The organism is Providencia sp. PROV174 (assembly GCF_028480685.1).
Lineage (GTDB): Bacteria > Pseudomonadota > Gammaproteobacteria > Enterobacterales > Enterobacteriaceae > Providencia > Providencia rettgeri.
Map to the genome: position 1 here is coordinate 581,946 of NZ_JAMPOT010000009.1, position 18,912 is coordinate 600,857.

At 40.6% G+C, this 18,912-nt stretch carries 16 protein-coding genes; 7 read left to right on the plus strand and 9 right to left on the minus strand.

Translation table 11 applies throughout. The features are described 5' to 3' along the window. Window positions 1–65: 65 nt before the first annotated feature. Genes PSE60_RS10080 through PSE60_RS10090 form a run of 3 tightly spaced genes read right to left on the minus strand, consistent with a single transcriptional unit; the run spans window position 66 to window position 3,944 of the window. Window positions 66–1,661 (minus strand): UxaA family hydrolase, encoded by a 1,596-nt coding sequence (locus PSE60_RS10080; protein ID WP_272665321.1) that lies wholly within the window; start codon window positions 1,659–1,661, stop codon window positions 66–68. A gap of 24 nt (window positions 1,662–1,685) precedes the next feature. Then, window positions 1,686–2,999, minus strand: a complete 1,314-nt coding sequence (locus PSE60_RS10085; protein WP_004909506.1) for an MFS transporter — start codon at window positions 2,997–2,999, stop codon at window positions 1,686–1,688. 51 nt (window positions 3,000–3,050) lie between these two features. After that, window positions 3,051–3,944 carry a dihydrodipicolinate synthase family protein gene (locus PSE60_RS10090; protein ID WP_272665322.1) on the minus strand — a complete coding sequence of 298 codons (894 nt, stop codon included), beginning with the start codon at window positions 3,942–3,944 and terminating at the stop codon, window positions 3,051–3,053. A gap of 346 nt (window positions 3,945–4,290) precedes the next feature. On the opposite strand from PSE60_RS10090, the gene PSE60_RS10095 reads away from it, so the two are divergent. The 4 genes from PSE60_RS10095 to pflA all read left to right on the plus strand — a co-directional run bounded on the left by PSE60_RS10095 (window position 4,291) and on the right by pflA (window position 9,656). After that, the gene (locus tag PSE60_RS10095; RefSeq protein ID WP_210840058.1) at window positions 4,291–5,064 is read left to right on the plus strand and encodes an IclR family transcriptional regulator; all 774 of its coding nucleotides are present in this window, start codon (window positions 4,291–4,293) and stop codon (window positions 5,062–5,064) included. 462 nt (window positions 5,065–5,526) lie between these two features. Beyond that, the gene (focA, locus tag PSE60_RS10100; RefSeq protein WP_109911032.1) at window positions 5,527–6,384 is read left to right on the plus strand and encodes a formate transporter FocA; all 858 of its coding nucleotides are present in this window, start codon (window positions 5,527–5,529) and stop codon (window positions 6,382–6,384) included. Window positions 6,385–6,454: 70 nt separating this feature from the next. Continuing rightward, window positions 6,455–8,737, plus strand: coding sequence for a formate C-acetyltransferase (gene pflB / locus PSE60_RS10105; protein ID WP_272665323.1), 2,283 nt, complete (start codon window positions 6,455–6,457; stop codon window positions 8,735–8,737). Between the two features lie 166 nt (window positions 8,738–8,903). Next, the gene (gene pflA / locus PSE60_RS10110; protein WP_042851778.1) at window positions 8,904–9,656 is read left to right on the plus strand and encodes a pyruvate formate lyase 1-activating protein; all 753 of its coding nucleotides are present in this window, start codon (window positions 8,904–8,906) and stop codon (window positions 9,654–9,656) included. Window positions 9,657–9,687: 31 nt separating this feature from the next. Here pflA and PSE60_RS10115 read toward each other — a convergent pair whose 3' ends face one another. Next, window positions 9,688–10,110 (minus strand): DUF2000 domain-containing protein, encoded by a 423-nt coding sequence (locus tag PSE60_RS10115; protein WP_272665324.1) that lies wholly within the window; start codon window positions 10,108–10,110, stop codon window positions 9,688–9,690. 155 nt (window positions 10,111–10,265) lie between these two features. Between PSE60_RS10115 and PSE60_RS10120 the strand changes: the two genes are divergently transcribed. The 3 genes from PSE60_RS10120 to PSE60_RS10130 all read left to right on the plus strand — a co-directional run bounded on the left by PSE60_RS10120 (window position 10,266) and on the right by PSE60_RS10130 (window position 12,935). Further along, a complete protein-coding gene (locus PSE60_RS10120) occupies window positions 10,266–10,733 on the plus strand; it encodes an Lrp/AsnC family transcriptional regulator (RefSeq protein WP_004909485.1) in 468 nt (155 codons plus the stop codon). Between the two features lie 362 nt (window positions 10,734–11,095). After that, a complete protein-coding gene (locus PSE60_RS10125) occupies window positions 11,096–11,890 on the plus strand; it encodes a BPSS1780 family membrane protein (protein ID WP_272665325.1) in 795 nt (264 codons plus the stop codon). Window positions 11,891–12,041: 151 nt separating this feature from the next. Continuing rightward, complete coding sequence (locus tag PSE60_RS10130; RefSeq protein ID WP_272665326.1) at window positions 12,042–12,935, plus strand: LysR substrate-binding domain-containing protein; 894 nt, start codon at window positions 12,042–12,044, stop codon at window positions 12,933–12,935. On the opposite strand, the gene PSE60_RS10135 is transcribed toward PSE60_RS10130, so the two are convergent. The 5 genes from PSE60_RS10135 to PSE60_RS10155 form a co-directional block, all read right to left on the minus strand. Further along, a complete protein-coding gene (locus tag PSE60_RS10135) occupies window positions 12,921–13,649 on the minus strand; it encodes a sulfite exporter TauE/SafE family protein (RefSeq protein WP_272665328.1) in 729 nt (242 codons plus the stop codon). The genes PSE60_RS10130 and PSE60_RS10135 overlap by 15 nt on opposite strands. A 181-nt stretch (window positions 13,650–13,830) precedes the next feature. Then, window positions 13,831–15,123, minus strand: a complete 1,293-nt coding sequence (serS, locus tag PSE60_RS10140; protein ID WP_004909472.1) for a serine--tRNA ligase — start codon at window positions 15,121–15,123, stop codon at window positions 13,831–13,833. Window positions 15,124–15,231: 108 nt separating this feature from the next. After that, a complete protein-coding gene (locus PSE60_RS10145; RefSeq protein WP_272665329.1) occupies window positions 15,232–16,575 on the minus strand; it encodes a replication-associated recombination protein A in 1,344 nt (447 codons plus the stop codon). Between the two features lie 86 nt (window positions 16,576–16,661). Then, complete coding sequence (lolA, locus tag PSE60_RS10150; protein WP_115167655.1) at window positions 16,662–17,282, minus strand: outer membrane lipoprotein chaperone LolA; 621 nt, start codon at window positions 17,280–17,282, stop codon at window positions 16,662–16,664. An 88-nt stretch (window positions 17,283–17,370) separates the two neighbouring features. Continuing rightward, window positions 17,371–18,912: DNA translocase FtsK (locus tag PSE60_RS10155; protein WP_272665330.1), on the minus strand; the 1,542-nt coding region annotated here is incomplete at its 5' end.

Sequence of the window (18,912 nt, forward strand, 5' to 3'; positions counted from 1 at the left end):
GTGAATTAAATCGTTGACGGGGAACTTGCCCCGTCAACATTTTTACATTTATTGGTTTATATTAATTATAAATCCAATGACCGTTTCCATAATAAGAAATCAAACTGTTCTAGGCGATCCGCTTGGACCTGATAATCACCGCTTGCCGTATCAATTACCCGTTCAAATAGCCCTTTACTGATTGTCGGTAATGGAACCCCATCAATAATTGGCCCGCAATCATAATCAATTATGTCTGATAGACGCTCAGCAATGGCACTATTCGTCGATATTTTTAAAACAGGTACAATCGGGTTCCCTGTAGGAGTGCCAAGCCCTGTTGAGAAAATAACCACATTACACCCTGCAGCAACAAGTCCTGTGACTGCATCAACATCATTACCTGGCGTACAAACTAAGGATAACCCACTGTCAGGCATAGGCTCTGCATAGTCACACACTGCACTAATCGGTGAAGTTCCGCCTTTTTTAGCCGCTCCAGTCGATTTAATCGCATCGGTTATTAGCCCGTCTGCAATATTGCCGGGGCTTGGGTTATCGGCAATGGTAGTATTAAAGAAATTCGCTGTTTTTTCATAACGTTCCATCAAATCTAAGAATTTTTTCTTATCCTCAAAAGAGACACACCGTTTCACCATATCCCCTTCTGCACCACACAATTCAGGGAATTCAGCTAACCCTGATGCGCCCCCCAAAGTCACTAGCCAATCAGAAACTAGCCCCATCGCAGGGTTACCCGAGATCCCTGAAAAACCGTCAGAAGCGCCACATTTCACACCGAGTTTTAAATGAGACAACGGAACATCCACACGAGATTGCGGTATGACGGCCTTCATGCACTCATAGGTTTGCTTCAACGCTGTTTGCATCATTTCTTCTTCGCTACTCCACTCTTGCTGGCGAAAGTAAAGTGCAGGTTTAGCAAAATTGGGGTTACGAGCAGCAAGTGACTCTTTAAACATTTTACGCTGTGCTTTTTCACAGCCCAAACTGAATACCGTAATACCGATGACATTAGGGTGGTCCGCATAAGCAGCAAGCACATCACACATCGTTTTACTGTCAGAGGTCGCTCCACCACAACCACTCGTGACCGTAATACAACGGACACCTTCTATATGTGGGAATAATTTAGGTTTTGCAGTTCCCCCTTGCTCCCCTGCGGTTAAATCCAACGCAAAGTTTTTCAAACTATTGTTGGTATAACCTAATGCTTCATTTAAGGCATCTGTAAGTTTTATTACATTGCGGTTTTCACAAAATACCAATGGAAAAATTAACCAGTAATTTGCGGTTCCCACTCGCCCATCCTCACGTACATAGCCTTTAAATGTGCGTCCTTGATATGTAGATACATCAGGTGCATTCCACTCGTACGGTGCGTCTTGTTCTAAAGAAACTGGGGCTGCATAGTGGCGAATATTATCGACTGTGATAACTTCACCTTTTGCAATTGGCTTTGTTGCTTTTCCTACTGCTGTGCCATACATAGAAACAATGCCATCAACGGGTATCGCTTCCATGGCAAATTTATGCTTTGCTTTAACATCAGTCACGAGGGTCACGTCTTCACTTCCCCAGTGGTAAATATCCCCTGCTTGCAGGTCTTTTAAGGCAACAATTAGGTTGTCGCTCTCATCAATTTTGAGAATTTTTTGCATGTCACACCTTCCTAAAAATTGTCATTAGTTAGATGACAATGCGTTGAGATTCTTGTTATGTGTGTTTTTTTTAAGTAATGCGATTAAGACGGCACAACCTACTGTGATCACCGCTAATGTCACGATACCCGCAGTATTGCTATTCATCATTTTATCGACTTCCACGCGAATGATTGGTGCGAGGAATGAACAAAATGCCCCCATGGTGGTACAGAAACCAATTCCTGCTGCTAGTGCAGGGCCGCTTAATAACTGAGGAGGAAACGTCCAAAACACTGGTTGAACGGATAAAAAACCAACAGCACTTAAACATAATGCTGCAATAGCAAAAACAGGGCTCGCAAATGCTGACAATGCCAAACCTAATGCTGCGGCTAACATACACAGTACTGAAATTTCGATACGACGAGTTGGATGGCGGTCAGCAAAGCGAGGAATGTAATACACTCCGAATGCAGAACAAGCCCAAGGTATGGCAGCAACTAAGGATTGTTTAAAGCCTAAACTTTCTCCCATTAAGGACGCAACTTGGGAAGGCAGAAAGAACATCAAACCGTATACTGAAATTTGAATCGTGCCGTAAATCAGTGCAAGGTGCCAAACTTTGATATTTTTTAGTGCAGATAATACCGATGTGGTTTCAGTTTTTGCATTTTCTTTGGCTAATTGCTCAGTTAGCGCTTTTTTCTCTTCTTCGGTTAAAAAACGGGCTTTTTCAGGGCTATCATCCAAATAAAAGAAAGCAAAAATACCAATCACAACGGCAGGAAGTCCTTCAATGACAAACATCCAGAACCAACCCGGCCGACCTAACCAGCCATGCAATTCCAGTAACGCACCTGATAATGGCGAGCCCAATGTCAATGCCAAAGGTACACCTAGAACAAAGATCCCAATTACAGACCCACGTACATTATTGGGAAAATAAATTGAGGCTAGTAATAGAATTCCTGGATAAAAACCAGCTTCCCCAAGTCCCAACAAGAAACGCAAAACAATAAATTGCGTTTCATTGGTGACAAAACCGGTCATTGCCGACAGAACACCCCAAATTACCGTAGTAATACTCAGCCACTTTTGTGCACCAATTTTGTTTAAAATTAAGTTAGCGGGAATACCAAATAATGCATATGCCGCAAAGAAAATACCGGCACCAAAAGCAAACGCAGAATCAGATAAACCAATGTCGACTTGCATTGCATCTTTCGCAAACCCCACATTGACTCGGTCAATAAATGCAACAAAATACAAAATAAACATCAGAGGTACTAAACGTTTCCACGATTTGGCTATCGCAGAATTTAAAACAGGATTGTTATAAGCTTTAGTGGTCGCCATGATATTTTTCCCTGTTGGTAAGATGTTCTATTGTGTTTGATTTAGGAAAGGTCAGAGCGGTGAATCAGCAAGGGTTAACAACTGCTGAAGTTGCTCAATCTGTATATTGTTCAACCCAATAAATGGTGCTGTACAATAGTCTGAATTAACCACACCTTTTAGCTGCAACGCTTTCTTAAAGGTTGGGATAAATGGTGCATTGACACCATATATAGCCATCAATTGGTCTACTCGTTGCTGGTGTTTTGCCACTAATGCTAAATCACCTTGGGTAAACGCCTGCATCCACGATGCAAAAAATTGCGGCACAATATTTGAAAGCCCACCAATGCACCCATTTCCCCCCGATAACACCACATGAGCAAAGTTATTATCGTAACCTGCGTATACCTCAAAATGGGGCAAGCGTGATTTCACCGTTTCAATCACCTGGGCGGTATGAGTCGTGTCAGGAATGGTATCTTTCAATCCGATGATATTGGGATATTTATCCGCTAAACGCAGGCAAACATCCGGGGAGACAGAATAACCTGTTCGTTCAGGAAAGTTATAAATGAAAATGTTAGCAGATGTTTTTGCTGCTATCGTACTGTAAAAACGGAAAACACCTTCATCATCTAGCGGGAAATAATATGGGCTAATGATCATCACCCCATCGATTCCTTTTTCATATGCATAGTTAGCCAATTCAATCGATTCTTCCACATCAAGGCGGCTTGCCCCTGCATAAACACGCATTTCCTCCTTTGGATAACGACCACATAGGTCGATTAATGTTTTTGAGCTCTGCATATTGAGCGCAAAAAACTCCCCCGTGCTTCCCATAGCGACAAAACCGGAAACATTGCCCTTCAATGAGTCATAAACACGTATATTTTGTTCTATATCCACTCGACCTTTGTCATCAAAGATGGTCACTACTGGAGTGATATAACGACTTTCCATACTGATAATCTCCTCATAAACTTTTTGTTCATATATACAAACCTCATTCATAAATAAAAACCAATAACAAGAAATCATGAATCATTGATTGAGTCAAATTCATCCAATTCATATAAAAATTTTATGTAATGATTTGATTAAAAAGGTATTTGAAGGGATTAAATGGCCATAAAGCTAACTAAAGAATACTTTTTTATTACTAAATTTTGAGCAAGGTCACGCCTTTTGGATGACTTCACCCATTATTAAGAATGACCAATTTGAGATTAAACGTATTCCTGAGATGATTTACATAGTGATATTTTAAACCTAGAATAGCGACAAAATTAATCAGGGAGGTGGTTTAATGTCTACGGGGCACATGCCGACAATTCGGGTATTAGAAATACTGCAAGTTTTATCGGCTGAAAATACTGGGCTTTCTTTGACGCAACTTTCTGATAAAACACAAATATTAAAAGGGACGATTTATCCTATCTTAAAAACATTGGTTGAACATCGATATATTAATTACGATGATAATAGCCAGTTATATTATTTAGGTATCGCCTGCTCGCTTCTTTCCCGCTCATTTTTCGAAAAATCCTATTGGCTAAAAATGGTTCATCGGGAAATGGTACATATTGTTGATGAATGCAATGAAGTGTGCCAAATGGGGATTTTAGACGGTGCTAATGTGTTATACATTGATAAAGTTCAATCGGCGCAAAAGGTCCAATTAATCTCTAATATCGGCACTCGTTTGCCTGCGATTTACTCAGCACTGGGTAAAGCCATGATTTTTAACTACAGTGATCAGCAAATTTCCGAGCTTTATCCTTCGGGTTTTACGCCATTAACCCAATACAGTGTGCAAACGTTGGCTGAACTGCGCCTGCAGCTTAACGCGGTTCGCGAAAAGAGTTATGCAGTTGATAATAAAGAAATTGATGAAGAAACCATTTGTTATGCTGTCTCATTACGACAACGCAATAACATCATTGCGGCAATCAGTGTGTCTATCCCAACCTTCCGCATCGATGAACCCAAAGTGAACCAAGTCATCAAAACGCTCTTAACAAGCCGAGAACGTATTGAGCAAGAACTAAACACTCTTGAAAATATTGAATTTTATACCTAGTTACAACGTTAAAAGCTGATTATCTTATTAAGATATATCACTTTAATTCATCGATTAATTTATATTAATCTTTTATTATTTGCATAATTGTTAGATAAATATTGCAAAAATACGGTTTGGCTAAGGAATATATATCGGAATCCCCCCTGATTAACTAGGGCATTATGCAAACATAAGTTAAATTATATGCCAAAGAGATCATATTCATCTTAAATAGTTAACATTTACGCGTATATTTTTACTTATTTTGCTGGCCAAAACTGACCTTATAAAAATTTTATATAAATTTTAAAAAATATTTAATCCTTATTTATCAGGTAGATACATCGAAATTTAACATTAAATTAACCAACTTCACCACTCTCTCTAGAGAGTTCATGATCCATATCAAATTTATCAATTCTTCCCTTTGTTACTATTATTGCGTGCTATAATTAATCAACTTTGTAAGAGAGTGTTGGTATGAAAGCTGACAACCCTTTTAATTTATTGCCACCAGCTGTAATGGCGCAAGTCGCAGATGATGCCTCTGTTTATAAGGCAAATAAACATCCTGCAATTACTTACTTGTCAGCATTCACTGCCGGTATTTTTATCTCTATCGCATTTGTATTCTATATCACGGCAACAACCGGGGCAGCTGAAGCGCCTTATGGTTTCACTAAACTTATTGGCGGGATTTGTTTCTCCTTAGGTCTGATGTTAGTGGTTGTATGTGGTGCAGACCTTTTCACCTCCACCGTACTCACTATCGTCTCAAAAGCCACAGGTAGAATCACTTGGGGGCAAATGTTCCTCAACTGGTTTAATGTCTATATTGGTAACTTAATTGGTGCGCTGTTCTTTGTTGCACTGATTTGGTTTGCAGGACAATACACCGCAGCCAATGGCCAATGGGGATTAAATGTCTTACAAACCACCAGCCATAAATTACACCATACCTTTATTGAAGCGGTTGCATTAGGAATTTTAGCAAACTTAATGGTTTGCCTTGCGGTTTGGATGAGTTACTCCGGCCGTAGTTTAACTGATAAACTGGTCGTTCTAGTGTTACCTGTCGCGATGTTTGTGGCGAGCGGTTTTGAGCATAGTATTGCAAACATGTTCATGATCCCATTAGGCATTATGATTAAAGAGTTTGCACCCGCTGAATATTGGTCTCAAATAAATATGTCTCCTGATCAATTTTCACACCTAACAGTCGGTAACTTTATTACAGATAACTTAATTCCAGTTACTATCGGAAATATTATTGGCGGCGCGATTTTAGTCGGCCTCATTTATTGGTTTATGCATTTACGTAGTGGCCAAAAACATTAATAGCCACTGACACACACGAAAAGATTTATTAAGATCCCTAAAAGATCCATTGTTAAAAGGTAAAAGTATCATGTCCGAGTTAAATGAAAAATTCGCTTTAGCATGGCAAGGTTTTAACCAAGGTGACTGGCAGAATAACGTCAACGTACGTGACTTCATCCAGAAAAACTACACTCCATATGAAGGTGATGAATCTTTCTTAGCAGGCTCTACTCCAGCAACTGACTCGCTGTGGGATAAAGTCATGGAAGGGATCAAAATCGAAAACCGCACTCATGCGCCTGTTGATTTTGACACAGATGTCGCTTCAACCATCACTTCCCATGATGCAGGTTACATTACTAAAGAATTAGAAAAAATCGTTGGTTTACAAACTGATGCACCTCTGAAGCGTGGCCTTATCCCATTCGGTGGTATCAAAATGGTTGAAGGCTCGTGCAAAGCTTACGACCGTACTTTAGACCCAGAAATCAAAAAAATCTTCACTGAATACCGTAAAACTCACAACCAAGGTGTTTTCGACGTTTACACGCCAGACATCTTAAAATGCCGTAAATCAGGTATCTTAACCGGTCTGCCTGATGCATATGGTCGTGGTCGTATCATCGGTGACTACCGTCGTGTTGCGCTGTACGGTATTGATTTCCTGATGAAAGACAAATTTAACCAATTCACCTCTTTGCAAGAAAGATTAGAAAAAGGTGAAGACTTACAAATGACTATCCAACTGCGCGAAGAAATTGCTGAACAGCACCGTGCATTGGGTCAAATGAAAGAAATGGCTGCAAAATACGGTTACGATATTTCTGCACCAGCAACAAACGCACAAGAAGCAGTACAGTGGACTTACTTCGGTTACTTAGCCGCTGTTAAATCACAAAACGGTGCTGCAATGTCATTTGGTCGTGTTTCTACCTTCTTAGACGTGTATATCCAACGTGACTTAGAAGCAGGTAAAATCACCGAACAACAAGCGCAAGAATTAATTGACCATTTAGTCATGAAACTGCGTATGGTACGTTTCTTACGTACTCCTGAATACGATGAGCTGTTCTCTGGTGACCCAATCTGGGCAACTGAGTCATTAGCAGGTATGGGCCTTGATGGTCGTACTTTGGTAACGAAAAGCACATTCCGTTTCCTGAACACACTGTATACCATGGGGCCATCTCCTGAGCCAAACATGACTATCCTGTGGTCAGAAAAACTGCCAATGAATTTCAAAAAATTCGCGGCTAAAGTGTCTATCGATACCTCATCAGTTCAGTATGAAAATGATGACCTGATGCGCCCAGACTTCGATAACGATGACTACGCAATCGCATGTTGCGTCAGCCCAATGATTGTTGGTAAACAAATGCAGTTCTTCGGTGCTCGCGCAAACTTAGCGAAAACCATGCTGTATACCATCAACGGTGGTGTTGATGAAAAACTGAAAATGCAAGTAGGTCCTAAACATGCACCAATCATGGATGAAGTCTTAGATTTCGATACTGTGATGAACCAAATGGACCACTTCATGGATTGGTTAGCAACTCAGTATGTCACAGCACTGAACTGCATCCACTTCATGCACGATAAATACAGCTATGAAGCTTCACTGATGGCGTTACATGACCGTGATGTTTATCGTACCATGGCTTGTGGTATCGCAGGTCTATCTGTTGCTGCTGACTCACTGTCTGCAATCAAATATGCGAAAGTTAAACCAATTCGTGACGAAGACGGTATCGCTATCGACTTCGAAATCGAAGGTGAATACCCACAATTTGGTAACAACGACTCTCGTGTAGATGATATCGCGTGTGACTTAGTTGAACGTTTCATGAAGAAAATTCAGAAACTGCCTACTTACCGTAACGCAGTACCAACTCAGTCAATCCTGACCATCACATCTAACGTTGTGTATGGTAAGAAAACAGGTAACACACCAGATGGTCGTCGTGCAGGTGCACCATTCGGACCCGGTGCAAACCCAATGCACGGTCGTGACCAAAAAGGTGCGGTAGCTTCACTGACTTCTGTTGCTAAACTGCCATTTGCTTACGCGAAAGATGGTATTTCTTATACTTTCTCTATCGTACCAAATGCGTTAGGTAAAGATGATGACGTTCGTAAAACTAACTTAGCCGGTCTGATGGATGGTTACTTCCACCACGAAGCGTCTATCGAAGGTGGCCAGCACTTAAACGTTAACGTTATGAATCGTGAAATGCTGTTAGATGCAATGGAAAACCCAGAGAAATATCCACAGCTGACTATCCGTGTATCGGGTTATGCTGTACGTTTCAACTCACTGACTAAAGAACAACAGCAAGATGTTATTACTCGTACTTTCACAAGCACAATGTAATAATTAGCTTATTAAAATAAAGTAAATTAAAGGCCCCGCTTTATGGGGTCTTTTTATCTATACCAGCAACGATATTTTTCTCTAAAGTTTGCGGTATGACAGATATTTTGGAGTGCCTGCTATGTCTATCGATGATACTAAAACCAAAACAATAGCGATAACTAATATGACAGAAACCCCAACCACACTCGGCCGTATTCATTCATTTGAATCATGCGGAACGGTCGATGGTCCAGGGATCCGTTTTATTGTCTTTTTCCAAGGCTGCTTAATGCGCTGCCTGTATTGCCATAACCGCGATACTTGGGACACTCATGGTGGCAATATCGTCACTGTTGACGAATTAATGAAAGAAGCCGTGACCTATCGCCACTTTATGAATGCGACTGGCGGCGGCGTTACCGCCTCTGGCGGTGAAGCTATCTTACAAGCCGAATTTGTGCGTGACTGGTTCCGTGCATGTAAAAAAGAAAATATTCATACTTGCCTTGATACCAATGGCTTTGTGCGCCGCTACGACCCAGTGATTGATGAACTGATGGATGTCACTGACTTAGTGATGCTTGATTTAAAACAAATCGATGATGCAATTCATCAAAAATTAGTGGGTGTTTCTAACCACCGTACTTTGGAATTTGCCCGTTACCTTGCCAAACGCAACCAAAAAACCTGGGTACGCTATGTTGTCGTGCCGGGTTGGAGCGATGACGACCACTCAGTACATTTACTGGGCGAATTTACCAAAGATATGAACAATATCGAGAAAATCGAATTATTACCTTACCATGAGCTTGGTAAACACAAATGGGAAACCATGGGTGAAGAGTACAAGCTAGATGGTGTTAGACCACCATCAAAAGAAGTGATGGAACGAGTTAAAAGCATTCTTGAAAGCTATGGTCACAAAGTGATGTACTAAAATTATAGAGGCTCTTTACAGAGCCTCTTATTTATTTGAAAAGCGGTAAATGACCAATTAGCTGAGTGACTGCCTTTTTATTTCCCACCAAGCCTATCCCTGCCAATTGAATATCTTTATATTGCTGTTCAGATAATTTCTGCTGATATTCATCATAAGTGCGGCAAGATTGAGCGAGCAAACTAAAAGGAATGATATAAATATCATCTTTCTGGTAAGCGGCTACTTCAATCTCTTTCATATATTGCTCTGAGGATTTTAATATCGGTAATGGTGCATAAATTACCCCTGGGTAATTCATATTATCCAAACTATTAAGATCATTCCCTACCATATTATTGACTTTATTTCCTAAACTCACACCAATTACACTCGCTGCATTCATCGCTAAGCCATTTGATAAGTTTTGGTTTACCACGATGGCACAGCGGTGTTCTGTTGGATTAAAAATCATCTCTCTTTTCCCTTTTACTGTTTGTTATTGTTCTAAAACGCCGCATTATTATTGCATTTAAAGAAAGAAATAGGCTTTCTAACTCAGTCATTACACGCTAAAATTTAGGCGAATTTATCCTATTTTATGCGATTTTAAGGTAGAGGCTTTCATTTATGGCAATAGATAAGACAGAAATAAAAATATTGAAATTACTACAAGATGACGCTCGAATAACGAATCAAGTACTTGCTGAAAAAGTAGGCATGTCAGCCTCTCCCTGTTGGCGAAGGGTTAAAAAATTAGAAGAAGAACATGTTATTGAAGGATATCGCGCTATTCTCAATCGTAAAAAAATTGGCTTAGGTGTGATGGTATTTGTTCGTGTTATTATTGATAGCGATAGCGAGGCTGAAGCCCAAAAATTTGAACAAGAAGTGACTGAGCTCGAAAATGTTGTCGCTTGCTACAGTATTGGTGGTGATACTGACTTTTTATTGCAGGTTGTATCTCATGATTTAGACTCCTACGCCGACTTCGCGATGACGGTTATTCGCCGGTTACCAGGTATCAAAGAAATGCAAAGTATGTTTGTACTAAAAGAGATTAAGCCATTGGATGCTTACCCAATATCACTCATTTAGCCACTGGGTAAATGATATTTTGCTTACGTATTAATAATAATGATTATTTAATTCATTCTTCATTATTAAGTTATGATTTAGTCTCACTGTATAGAATAAAAAACAGCTTTTTTCACTGTATTACTAAATACTCATATTCTGTTCAATACATTAAGGTATAGATAATTGTCTTATTACGATAAAAAATATCTTATACAAGAAATTTTTAATCAAAAATACCTTACCAGAATAGTCTGCTTTATAATAAGCTGACTTATCTGCATACTACTGCCGATAAGTTACTAGAATGAGTATAAGCTCAGAAAACTTATTAATAATAATATATTGCTAATTCACTACGACTAACAGGTTCCTTTTTTATCATGAATAATGAAAACTTCAGTGCAGATAACAACCCTGCACCACAAACTCAAGCCGATACATTCGTTTTTCACGCAGAACCTCGCGCTGTAGATGCAGGTGAAGGTGTTAACTGGATCAGCCAATCATGGTCTCTCGTTAAAGAAAAACTGGGAATGTGGATCCTAATTAACATCGTTCTGTTTGCGGTGATCTTTATCATTTCAATGATCCCATTCTTGAACTTACTGATTACTTTTATTACACCTATTTTTATTGGTGGTATTATCGCTATCAGTGAAAATCAACGTAAAACTGGCCAAGCAGAAATTGGGTTATTATTTGCTGGTTTCCAAAATAAATTCGGTACCCTATTTGCCGTTGGAGCCATCAACTTTGCGGCTAACTTAGTCGGTATGATCATCGCCTTTATTATCGGTGGTTCTGCTATGTTTGGTTTATTAATGGAAAGCAACCAATATGGTTCACCATCTGACGCGGCTATCCTTGCATCTTCAGGCACATTCTTCTTTGCAATTATTATCATGGCCGTTGCTGCATTAGTAGGTACTGCCTTGACATGGTTTGCTCCAGCATTGGTTATGAACCACGACTTCACTGTTGGCGCTGCAATTTCTGCAAGCTTACAAGCTGTTAAGAAAAACATCCTGCCAGGTCTTCTGTTCTTTATCGTTTTATCAATCTTAATGATAATTTCAGTAATTCCTTTAGGTTTAGGTTTATTAGTTTCTATGCCAATTATGTATGTTTGCTATTACAGCAGCTACCGCAGCCTGTTTTTCTCACAAGTAAAATAAACCAAAGTGTGATGGTTTAACGACTTTGCTAAATTATTAAATCTAAAAAAGGAAAGCAATTGCTTTCCTTTTTGCTATCCCATACAAATTCACATATATTCCTTTAAATAGTAATTTCCCTCTTTCCTTTCATAAATTGGAGCTGTTTTCCATGTATTTCGATATCACTGATTTAAAACTGTGTGTCAATGTCGCTAATGCAGGGAGCATCACCCATGGAGCGAAACTAACTTATCTGACACTGCAATCTGCAAGTGAACGAATACATGGGTTAGAAAATGAATTAAACGTAGACATTTTTGTTCGCTCAGTGAAAGGGGTTTCATTATCAAATGCAGGTCATGTATTTATTGAACATGCAAAAACAATTTTGCAGCAAATTGAAGTAATGCAAGATGAACTGCAGCAATATAGTCGACACCTACGTGGGCATATTAATATTCTTTGTAATACCTCTGCTCAAATGGAATTTTTACCTGCCCGTGTTAGCGCTTATTTACGCCAGCACCCCGCTATGTCTGTGTCAGTGAAGGAAATGCCAAGTACTAATATCGTCACTGCAATCAGAAATAAAATTGCTGATATCGGTGTTATCGCAGATTCTACTGATCTCACCGGGCTGGATATTCGGCCATTCAGCTCAGATGAATTAGTTGTTTTTGTCCATAAAGATAGCCTTTGGGCAAACCGAGAAAATGTTCCATTTTCTGACATTATTGATGCTGAATTTATTGGTTTAATGGAAGATAACCCATTACAAAAACATATTGATAATAACGCCAAACAACAAGGCAGGCGGCTAAACTACCGAGTACGTATGCCAACATTAGATTCTGTAATGCAAGGGGTTAATGATGGCATTGGCATAGCTATTATTCCCAAACAAGCGGCACAGCGTAGCCAATTCTCTGCGAGTAAAATAGTGCAATTGGCTGAGATTTGGGCATGTCGAAAATTAGTTATCTGTGCACGAGATTTCAACCAATTACCTGATTACACTAACGAGTTTGTTAATTTCTTAATTAACTGGTCATCTGAAAGCTAATTTTGTCGCCATGTAAATTCCTAATCCGATCAAACCAATAAAAAAGCAACGACGGAATAATTTCTCGCTAATAATCTTGCGAAAAAATTGACCAAGGTACATTCCACCAATAGCAGGTATTAAGGCAAAGGCAGATAAACGCCAATTAATATCATATTGTTGCTGGTCAATGGATAACTTGATTGCTAATGCAACTGTTGATGCGGTAAAGGCTAGCCCTAGAGCCTGAATAAGCTCATTTTTATTTAATTTTAAGGTTTGCAAATAAGGGACTGCTGGAATAACAAATACACCTGTAGCAGCCGTAATCACACCAGTGATATACCCCACTGTTGGGGAAAGCCATATTTCATGTTTCTCGGATGATGGCATTTTTTTTGCGATTAACCCCCATATTCCATAGATAATAAGCACGAAACCAAGTGCAGGTAGTGTCCAACCAGATGCTGAGGTTAAAGAAGGTAAAAAACTGAATATGGTGCCAAGTACCACCCCAATAATAAAACCACTGAGCCGTTTGATTAGTGCCATAAATTGTGGGCCAATCAATAATTGCCATATATTCGTGATTAACGAGGGAATAATTAACAAGCTAGCAGCGGCAGCAGGCTCCATTGACGTGCTTAATAACCCCATTGCGATTGTCGGTAACCCTAACCCAATCACCCCTTTTACAAGGCCTGCTAGTAAGAAAACACCAATAATTACACCCATTTATTTCGCTCCGATAAATTTACTTTACCGTAGAGTAATGTCCTACATTGAATAGTGCTATTTGGAAAATATTGAGGGGGGATCAGGTTTAGCCTGAGGATACGTTTTCAAAATGCTTTAAATTTGCAAAAAAAACGCGACTACTATGAGTCGCGTTTTACTTTTGAAGAAGTAACGGAAATTAACCGATGTACTCTAACCCTTTCATATATGGGCGTAATACTTCTGGAACTTCAATACGGCCATCTGCTAATTGGTAGTTTTCTAAAATCGCCACCAATGTACGACCAACCGCTAAACCAGAACCATTCAGAGTATGAACAAGTTGTGTTTTCTTATCACTCTTACCGCGGAAGCGAGCTTGCATACGACGCGCTTGGAAATCCCACATGTTTGAACAAGATGAAATTTCACGATAAGTATTTTGCGCTGGTAGCCATACTTCTAAGTCATAAGTTTTACGTGAACCAAAACCAATATCACCGGTGCATAAAATCACTTTACGATAAGGTAAGTTCAGTAATTGTAATACTTTCTCTGCATGGCCAGTCAGCTCTTCCAATGCATCCATAGATTTTTCTGGATGTACGATTTGCACTAACTCAACTTTGTCAAATTGGTGCATACGGATCAAACCACGTGTATCACGGCCATAAGATCCCGCTTCAGAACGGAAACAAGGTGTGTGTGCTGTCATTTTCAGAGGAAGTGAGTCTTCATCTAAAATTTCATCACGAACCAAGTTAGTCACAGGTACTTCAGCTGTTGGAATCAAAGCATAAGTGCTGCTGTCTGCTTCTTCTTCCAGTGGTTTAGTATGAAATAAGTCTTCACCAAACTTTGGTAATTGGCCAGTTCCGTAAAGCGTGTCATGGTTGACTAAATACGGAACATACAATTCTTGGTAGCCATGTTGTTCAGTATGTAAATCAAGCATGAATTGTGCCAATGCACGGTGCATACGAGCAATTTGCCCTTTCATGACAACAAAACGTGCACCCGTCAGTTTTACCGCAGCTGGAAAGTCTAAGCCGCCAGATAGCTCACCAAGGCTAACATGGTCTTTAACTTCGAAGTCATACTGGCGAGGTTCACCCCAACGAGCCACTTCAACGTTGTCAGAATCATCTTTACCATCAGGTACTTGGTCATCAGGGATATTCGGGATACTCAAGGCAATATCACGGATTTCTTGTTGCAGCTTTTCAAGCTCCGCTTTTGCAGAATCCAATTTTTCGCCTAATTGGTTAACTTCTAGACGTAATGGTTCGATATCTTCACCACGTGCTTTTGCCGCACCAATAGTTTTCGATCGCGAGTTACGGTCTGCTTGCAGGGTTTCAGTTTCAACTTGTAAAACTTTGCGGCGTTCTTCTAATTCACGCAGCTTTTCCACATCAAGGGTAAAACCCCTGCGAGCCAGTTTTTCAGCAACCGCGTCTAGCTCCGTACGCAGTAAATTGGGATCGAGCATGCTTATCCTGTGATTATTGTTAGTAATTAATGATACTTTTTGAGGTGCGTTCCAGCACAACAAATAAAGTAAAGTATTTCGCTATATAACCTTACCGCATTGCCCAGTTTAGCGATAGCGTTTTGTGGTGCTAATTTGATCCTGTTGGGCTAACCAGTCTAGTTTTTCAGCAAACTTGCTTTCTTGACCCCGTTTCGTAGGGTAGTAATAACGCGTTGTTTGCATCGGTTCAGGAAAATAGTTTTCCCCTGCCGCGTAAGCGTTAGGTTCATCATGCGCATAACGATACTCTTTCCCTGCTCCCATTTCTTTTAATAGTTTAGTTGGGGCATTTCGAAGATGTTCTGGCACATCGTAATCCGGTTGCATTTGCGCATCTTTAATCGCCGCTTTATAGGCGGTATAAACTGCGTTACTTTTCGGCGCACAAGCTAAATAAACAATGGCTTGGGCAATTGCACGCTCACCTTCGGCTGGCCCCACTCGAGTAAAGCAATCCCAAGCTGAAATGGCGACTTGCATCGCACGAGGATCCGCATTACCCACATCTTCTGATGCAATTGCAAGTAACCGACGCGCAACATACAGCGGATCTCCCCCCGCAGTAATGATCCTTGCAAACCAATATAGTGCGGCATCCGGTGCTGATCCTCTAATAGACTTATGCAGCGCAGAAATTAAGTCGTAATAACGGTCGCCTTTGTTATCAAACCTTGCTGTTCGCTCGCCACTGACTTCTTTTAATAAATCAGCGGTTAAAATACGCTGCCCTTGGCCATCCGCCTCGGCCATATCCGCCATCATTTCCAGCAGATTTAATGAACGCCTAGCATCCCCATTAACCAACTGAGCAACCATTTTGCGCGTGCTGTCAGGTAGAACAATATTTTGCCCACCAAGGCCACGAGATGAGTCTGCCAGCGCTTGCAGCAATACCCGCTCAATATCATTTTCTTCAAGAGATTTAAGCAAATACACCCGAGCACGTGATAACAACGCAGAGTTTAATTCAAATGATGGGTTTTCTGTTGTCGCACCAATAAATGTAATCGTGCCATCTTCTATGTGCGGTAAAAATGCATCTTGCTGGCTTTTATTAAAACGATGAACTTCATCCACAAATAAAATGGTTCTTCGCCCTGCACTACGATTTTGCCGAGCCTTTTCAATGGATTCTCGGATTTCCTTAATACCAGAGGTGACTGCTGAGATGCGTTCAATATCGGCTTGTGCATAATTGCCAATAATTTCAGCAAGGGTTGTTTTGCCTGTTCCTGGGGGCCCCCATAAAATCATGGAGTGCAGATGACCCGCTTTAATCGCACGCGGTAACGGTTTGCCCTCTGCCAATAAATGCTTTTGGCCAATATATTGTTCAAGGGTTTCAGGCCGCATTCTTGCTGCTAAAGGTTGAAATTCATTCTGCGAAAAATCAAGAGACAGGTTACCCACTATATCCTCTTTTTTACCTCTTAAAATATCTTATATATTAACCAGCAAATACCAAAGTTGCTGGTTAATATTTTTTCTAATCAAGCTTATTTTGCGTTTGAGCGCTGGTCATCTAGAGTGACACCTTTTGGTACTGTAAATTTAAATTTACTTGCATCAACGCGACCATTTTTTTGCTCTTTTAATTGATAAGCACTGGTTTGGCCATCTTGCTCAACCGCTGAAAACTGCTCAATCGTCCCTTGGGGAGAAACTGTAATGGAAAAACGTTTTAAAGTTCCATTAGTTTGTTTTGGTTTTAAATCAAACGTATTTCCTTGTTGGATGATTGAGTACTGTTTCCAATCTTTCGGGTCGTTACGTGTAATTAGTAGAAATGGCGTATCTTGCGTAGCATCCGCTAAATTAGTTACGGTCACTTGTTCTACAAACGGATTATAAAACCACAAATTTTTTCCATCTGACACCAGTACACTTTCATCAGGTGATGTCATATTCCAATTAAATAAATTTGGGCGCTCAAGCCATAAATCCCCAACACCTTCTTGAATCAAATCCCCTTCAGGACTTGTCACTTTTTGCGAGAAGCTAGCTTGGAAGCTATTGACCTTATTCAAACGTTCTTGAAGGTCTTGGCTTGCGTCTGCCAATACTTGGCCAATATGTAAACTCAGGGCTAACGCACCCAATAACATCATTTTTTTCATCGATGAAAGACCTTAAAATTATTACCTTAAGAGGCGTCCCGTCTTTATACACCCCTTAAATTAAACCAGCAATTAGCACACTAAATTATTAATGTCCCATTGACGGAGGAGCAAGAACTTCACGGTTACCATTGTGCCCTTGCTCACTAACAATACCTTGGATTTCCATTTGCTCAACAATCCTTGCAGCACGGTTATAACCGATCCTGAATTGGCGTTGAACCCCAGAAATGGAAACTCGTTGTTTCTCAATAACAAACTCTACAGCTTGGTCAAACAGCGGATCGAGCTCTTCGCCACCACTATCATAACCACCGCCTTCGCTATCATCACTACAGGTTGTAATGCTATCAATATATTGTGGTTTACCGCGAGCTTTCCAATCATTCACAACGGCATGAACCTCTTGGTCACGGACAAAGGCGCCGTGCACCCGCACTGGAATTGAAGAGTTTGGTGGTAAATACAGCATATCCCCCATACCGAGTAAAGACTCCGCGCCGCCTTGGTCAAGGATCGTACGCGAGTCAATCTTACTGGATACCGTAAAAGCAATCCGTGTTGGGATATTTGCTTTGATTAACCCTGTAATAATATCAACCGATGGTCGTTGGGTTGCCAATACCAAATGGATACCCGCTGCACGTGCCTTTTGCGCCAATCGTGCAATTAGCTCTTCCACTTTTTTACCTGCCGTCATCATTAAGTCAGCAAACTCATCAACCATGACAACAATGTAAGGTTCTTTTTTCAGCATTGGATGCTCTACATCCATACTATCACCAGGTTTCCAATGTGGATCAGGGATTGGCCGTCCCATTTCGTCTGCCGCTTTGATGCGATCGTTATAACCCGCTAGATTACGTACCCCTAACGCAGACATCAATTTATAACGGCGTTCCATTTCATTCACGCACCAACGCAAGGCATTTGCCGCATCTTTCATGTCAGTAACCACTTCTGTCAATAGATGCGGGATACCTTCATAAATGGATAATTCGAGCATTTTCGGGTCAATCATGATAAAGCGAACATCTTCTGGTTTCGCTTTATACAAAATGCTGAGGATCATTGCATTGACCCCAACAGATTTACCAGAGCCAGTTGTCCCCGCAACGAGTAAATGTGGCATTTTCGCTAAATCAGCAACGACAGGATCGCCTTCAATATCTTTCCCTAACACAATAGTGAGAGGAGATGGATTTTTGCGGAAGTCATCGCAGTCTAATACTTCACTCAAGTAAACGGTTTGCCGTTTCTCATTAGGGAGCTCTAGGCCCACATAAGGTTTACCTGGTATCACTTCTACAACACGTACGGCTACGGTTGACAACGAACGAGCAAGGTCACGTGACAATGTAGATATCCTTGCTGCTTTTACTCCCGGCGCTAGATCAAGCTCAAACCGAGTAATGACAGGGCCTGGCGAGAACCCAACCACTTCAGCTTTAACACGATAATCATTGAGTCTCGCTTCAATCAACCTCGCTGTTTGTTCTAGTTTGAACATGTCCACTGGCTCTTCTTGCGCTGGCGGGCTTGCCAGCAAATCAAGAGATGGCATTGGCGTTGTTGGTTTCGGTAATGGTTGGTCATTACGCACTAAGAACGGGTGGAATAAACTATCTTG

Bases quoted from the DNA above. Each gene is read 5' to 3' on its own strand.
- PSE60_RS10120 (WP_004909485.1), top strand. From the start codon at position 10,266: ATGGCAATAGATAAGACAGAAATAAAAATATTGAAATTACTACAAGAT.
- pflA (WP_042851778.1), top strand. From the start codon at position 8,904: ATGACAGAAACCCCAACCACACTCGGCCGTATTCATTCATTTGAATCA.
- focA (WP_109911032.1), top strand. From the start codon at position 5,527: ATGAAAGCTGACAACCCTTTTAATTTATTGCCACCAGCTGTAATGGCG.
- PSE60_RS10130 (WP_272665326.1), top strand. From the start codon at position 12,042: ATGTATTTCGATATCACTGATTTAAAACTGTGTGTCAATGTCGCTAAT.
- serS (WP_004909472.1), bottom strand. From the start codon at position 15,123: ATGCTCGATCCCAATTTACTGCGTACGGAGCTAGACGCGGTTGCTGAA.
- PSE60_RS10125 (WP_272665325.1), top strand. From the start codon at position 11,096: ATGAATAATGAAAACTTCAGTGCAGATAACAACCCTGCACCACAAACT.
- PSE60_RS10080 (WP_272665321.1), bottom strand. From the start codon at position 1,661: ATGCAAAAAATTCTCAAAATTGATGAGAGCGACAACCTAATTGTTGCC.
- PSE60_RS10095 (WP_210840058.1), top strand. From the start codon at position 4,291: ATGTCTACGGGGCACATGCCGACAATTCGGGTATTAGAAATACTGCAA.
- PSE60_RS10090 (WP_272665322.1), bottom strand. From the start codon at position 3,944: ATGGAAAGTCGTTATATCACTCCAGTAGTGACCATCTTTGATGACAAA.
- PSE60_RS10115 (WP_272665324.1), bottom strand. From the start codon at position 10,110: ATGATTTTTAATCCAACAGAACACCGCTGTGCCATCGTGGTAAACCAA.
- PSE60_RS10085 (WP_004909506.1), bottom strand. From the start codon at position 2,999: ATGGCGACCACTAAAGCTTATAACAATCCTGTTTTAAATTCTGCGATA.
- lolA (WP_115167655.1), bottom strand. From the start codon at position 17,282: ATGAAAAAAATGATGTTATTGGGTGCGTTAGCCCTGAGTTTACATATT.
- pflB (WP_272665323.1), top strand. From the start codon at position 6,455: ATGTCCGAGTTAAATGAAAAATTCGCTTTAGCATGGCAAGGTTTTAAC.
- PSE60_RS10135 (WP_272665328.1), bottom strand. From the start codon at position 13,649: ATGGGTGTAATTATTGGTGTTTTCTTACTAGCAGGCCTTGTAAAAGGG.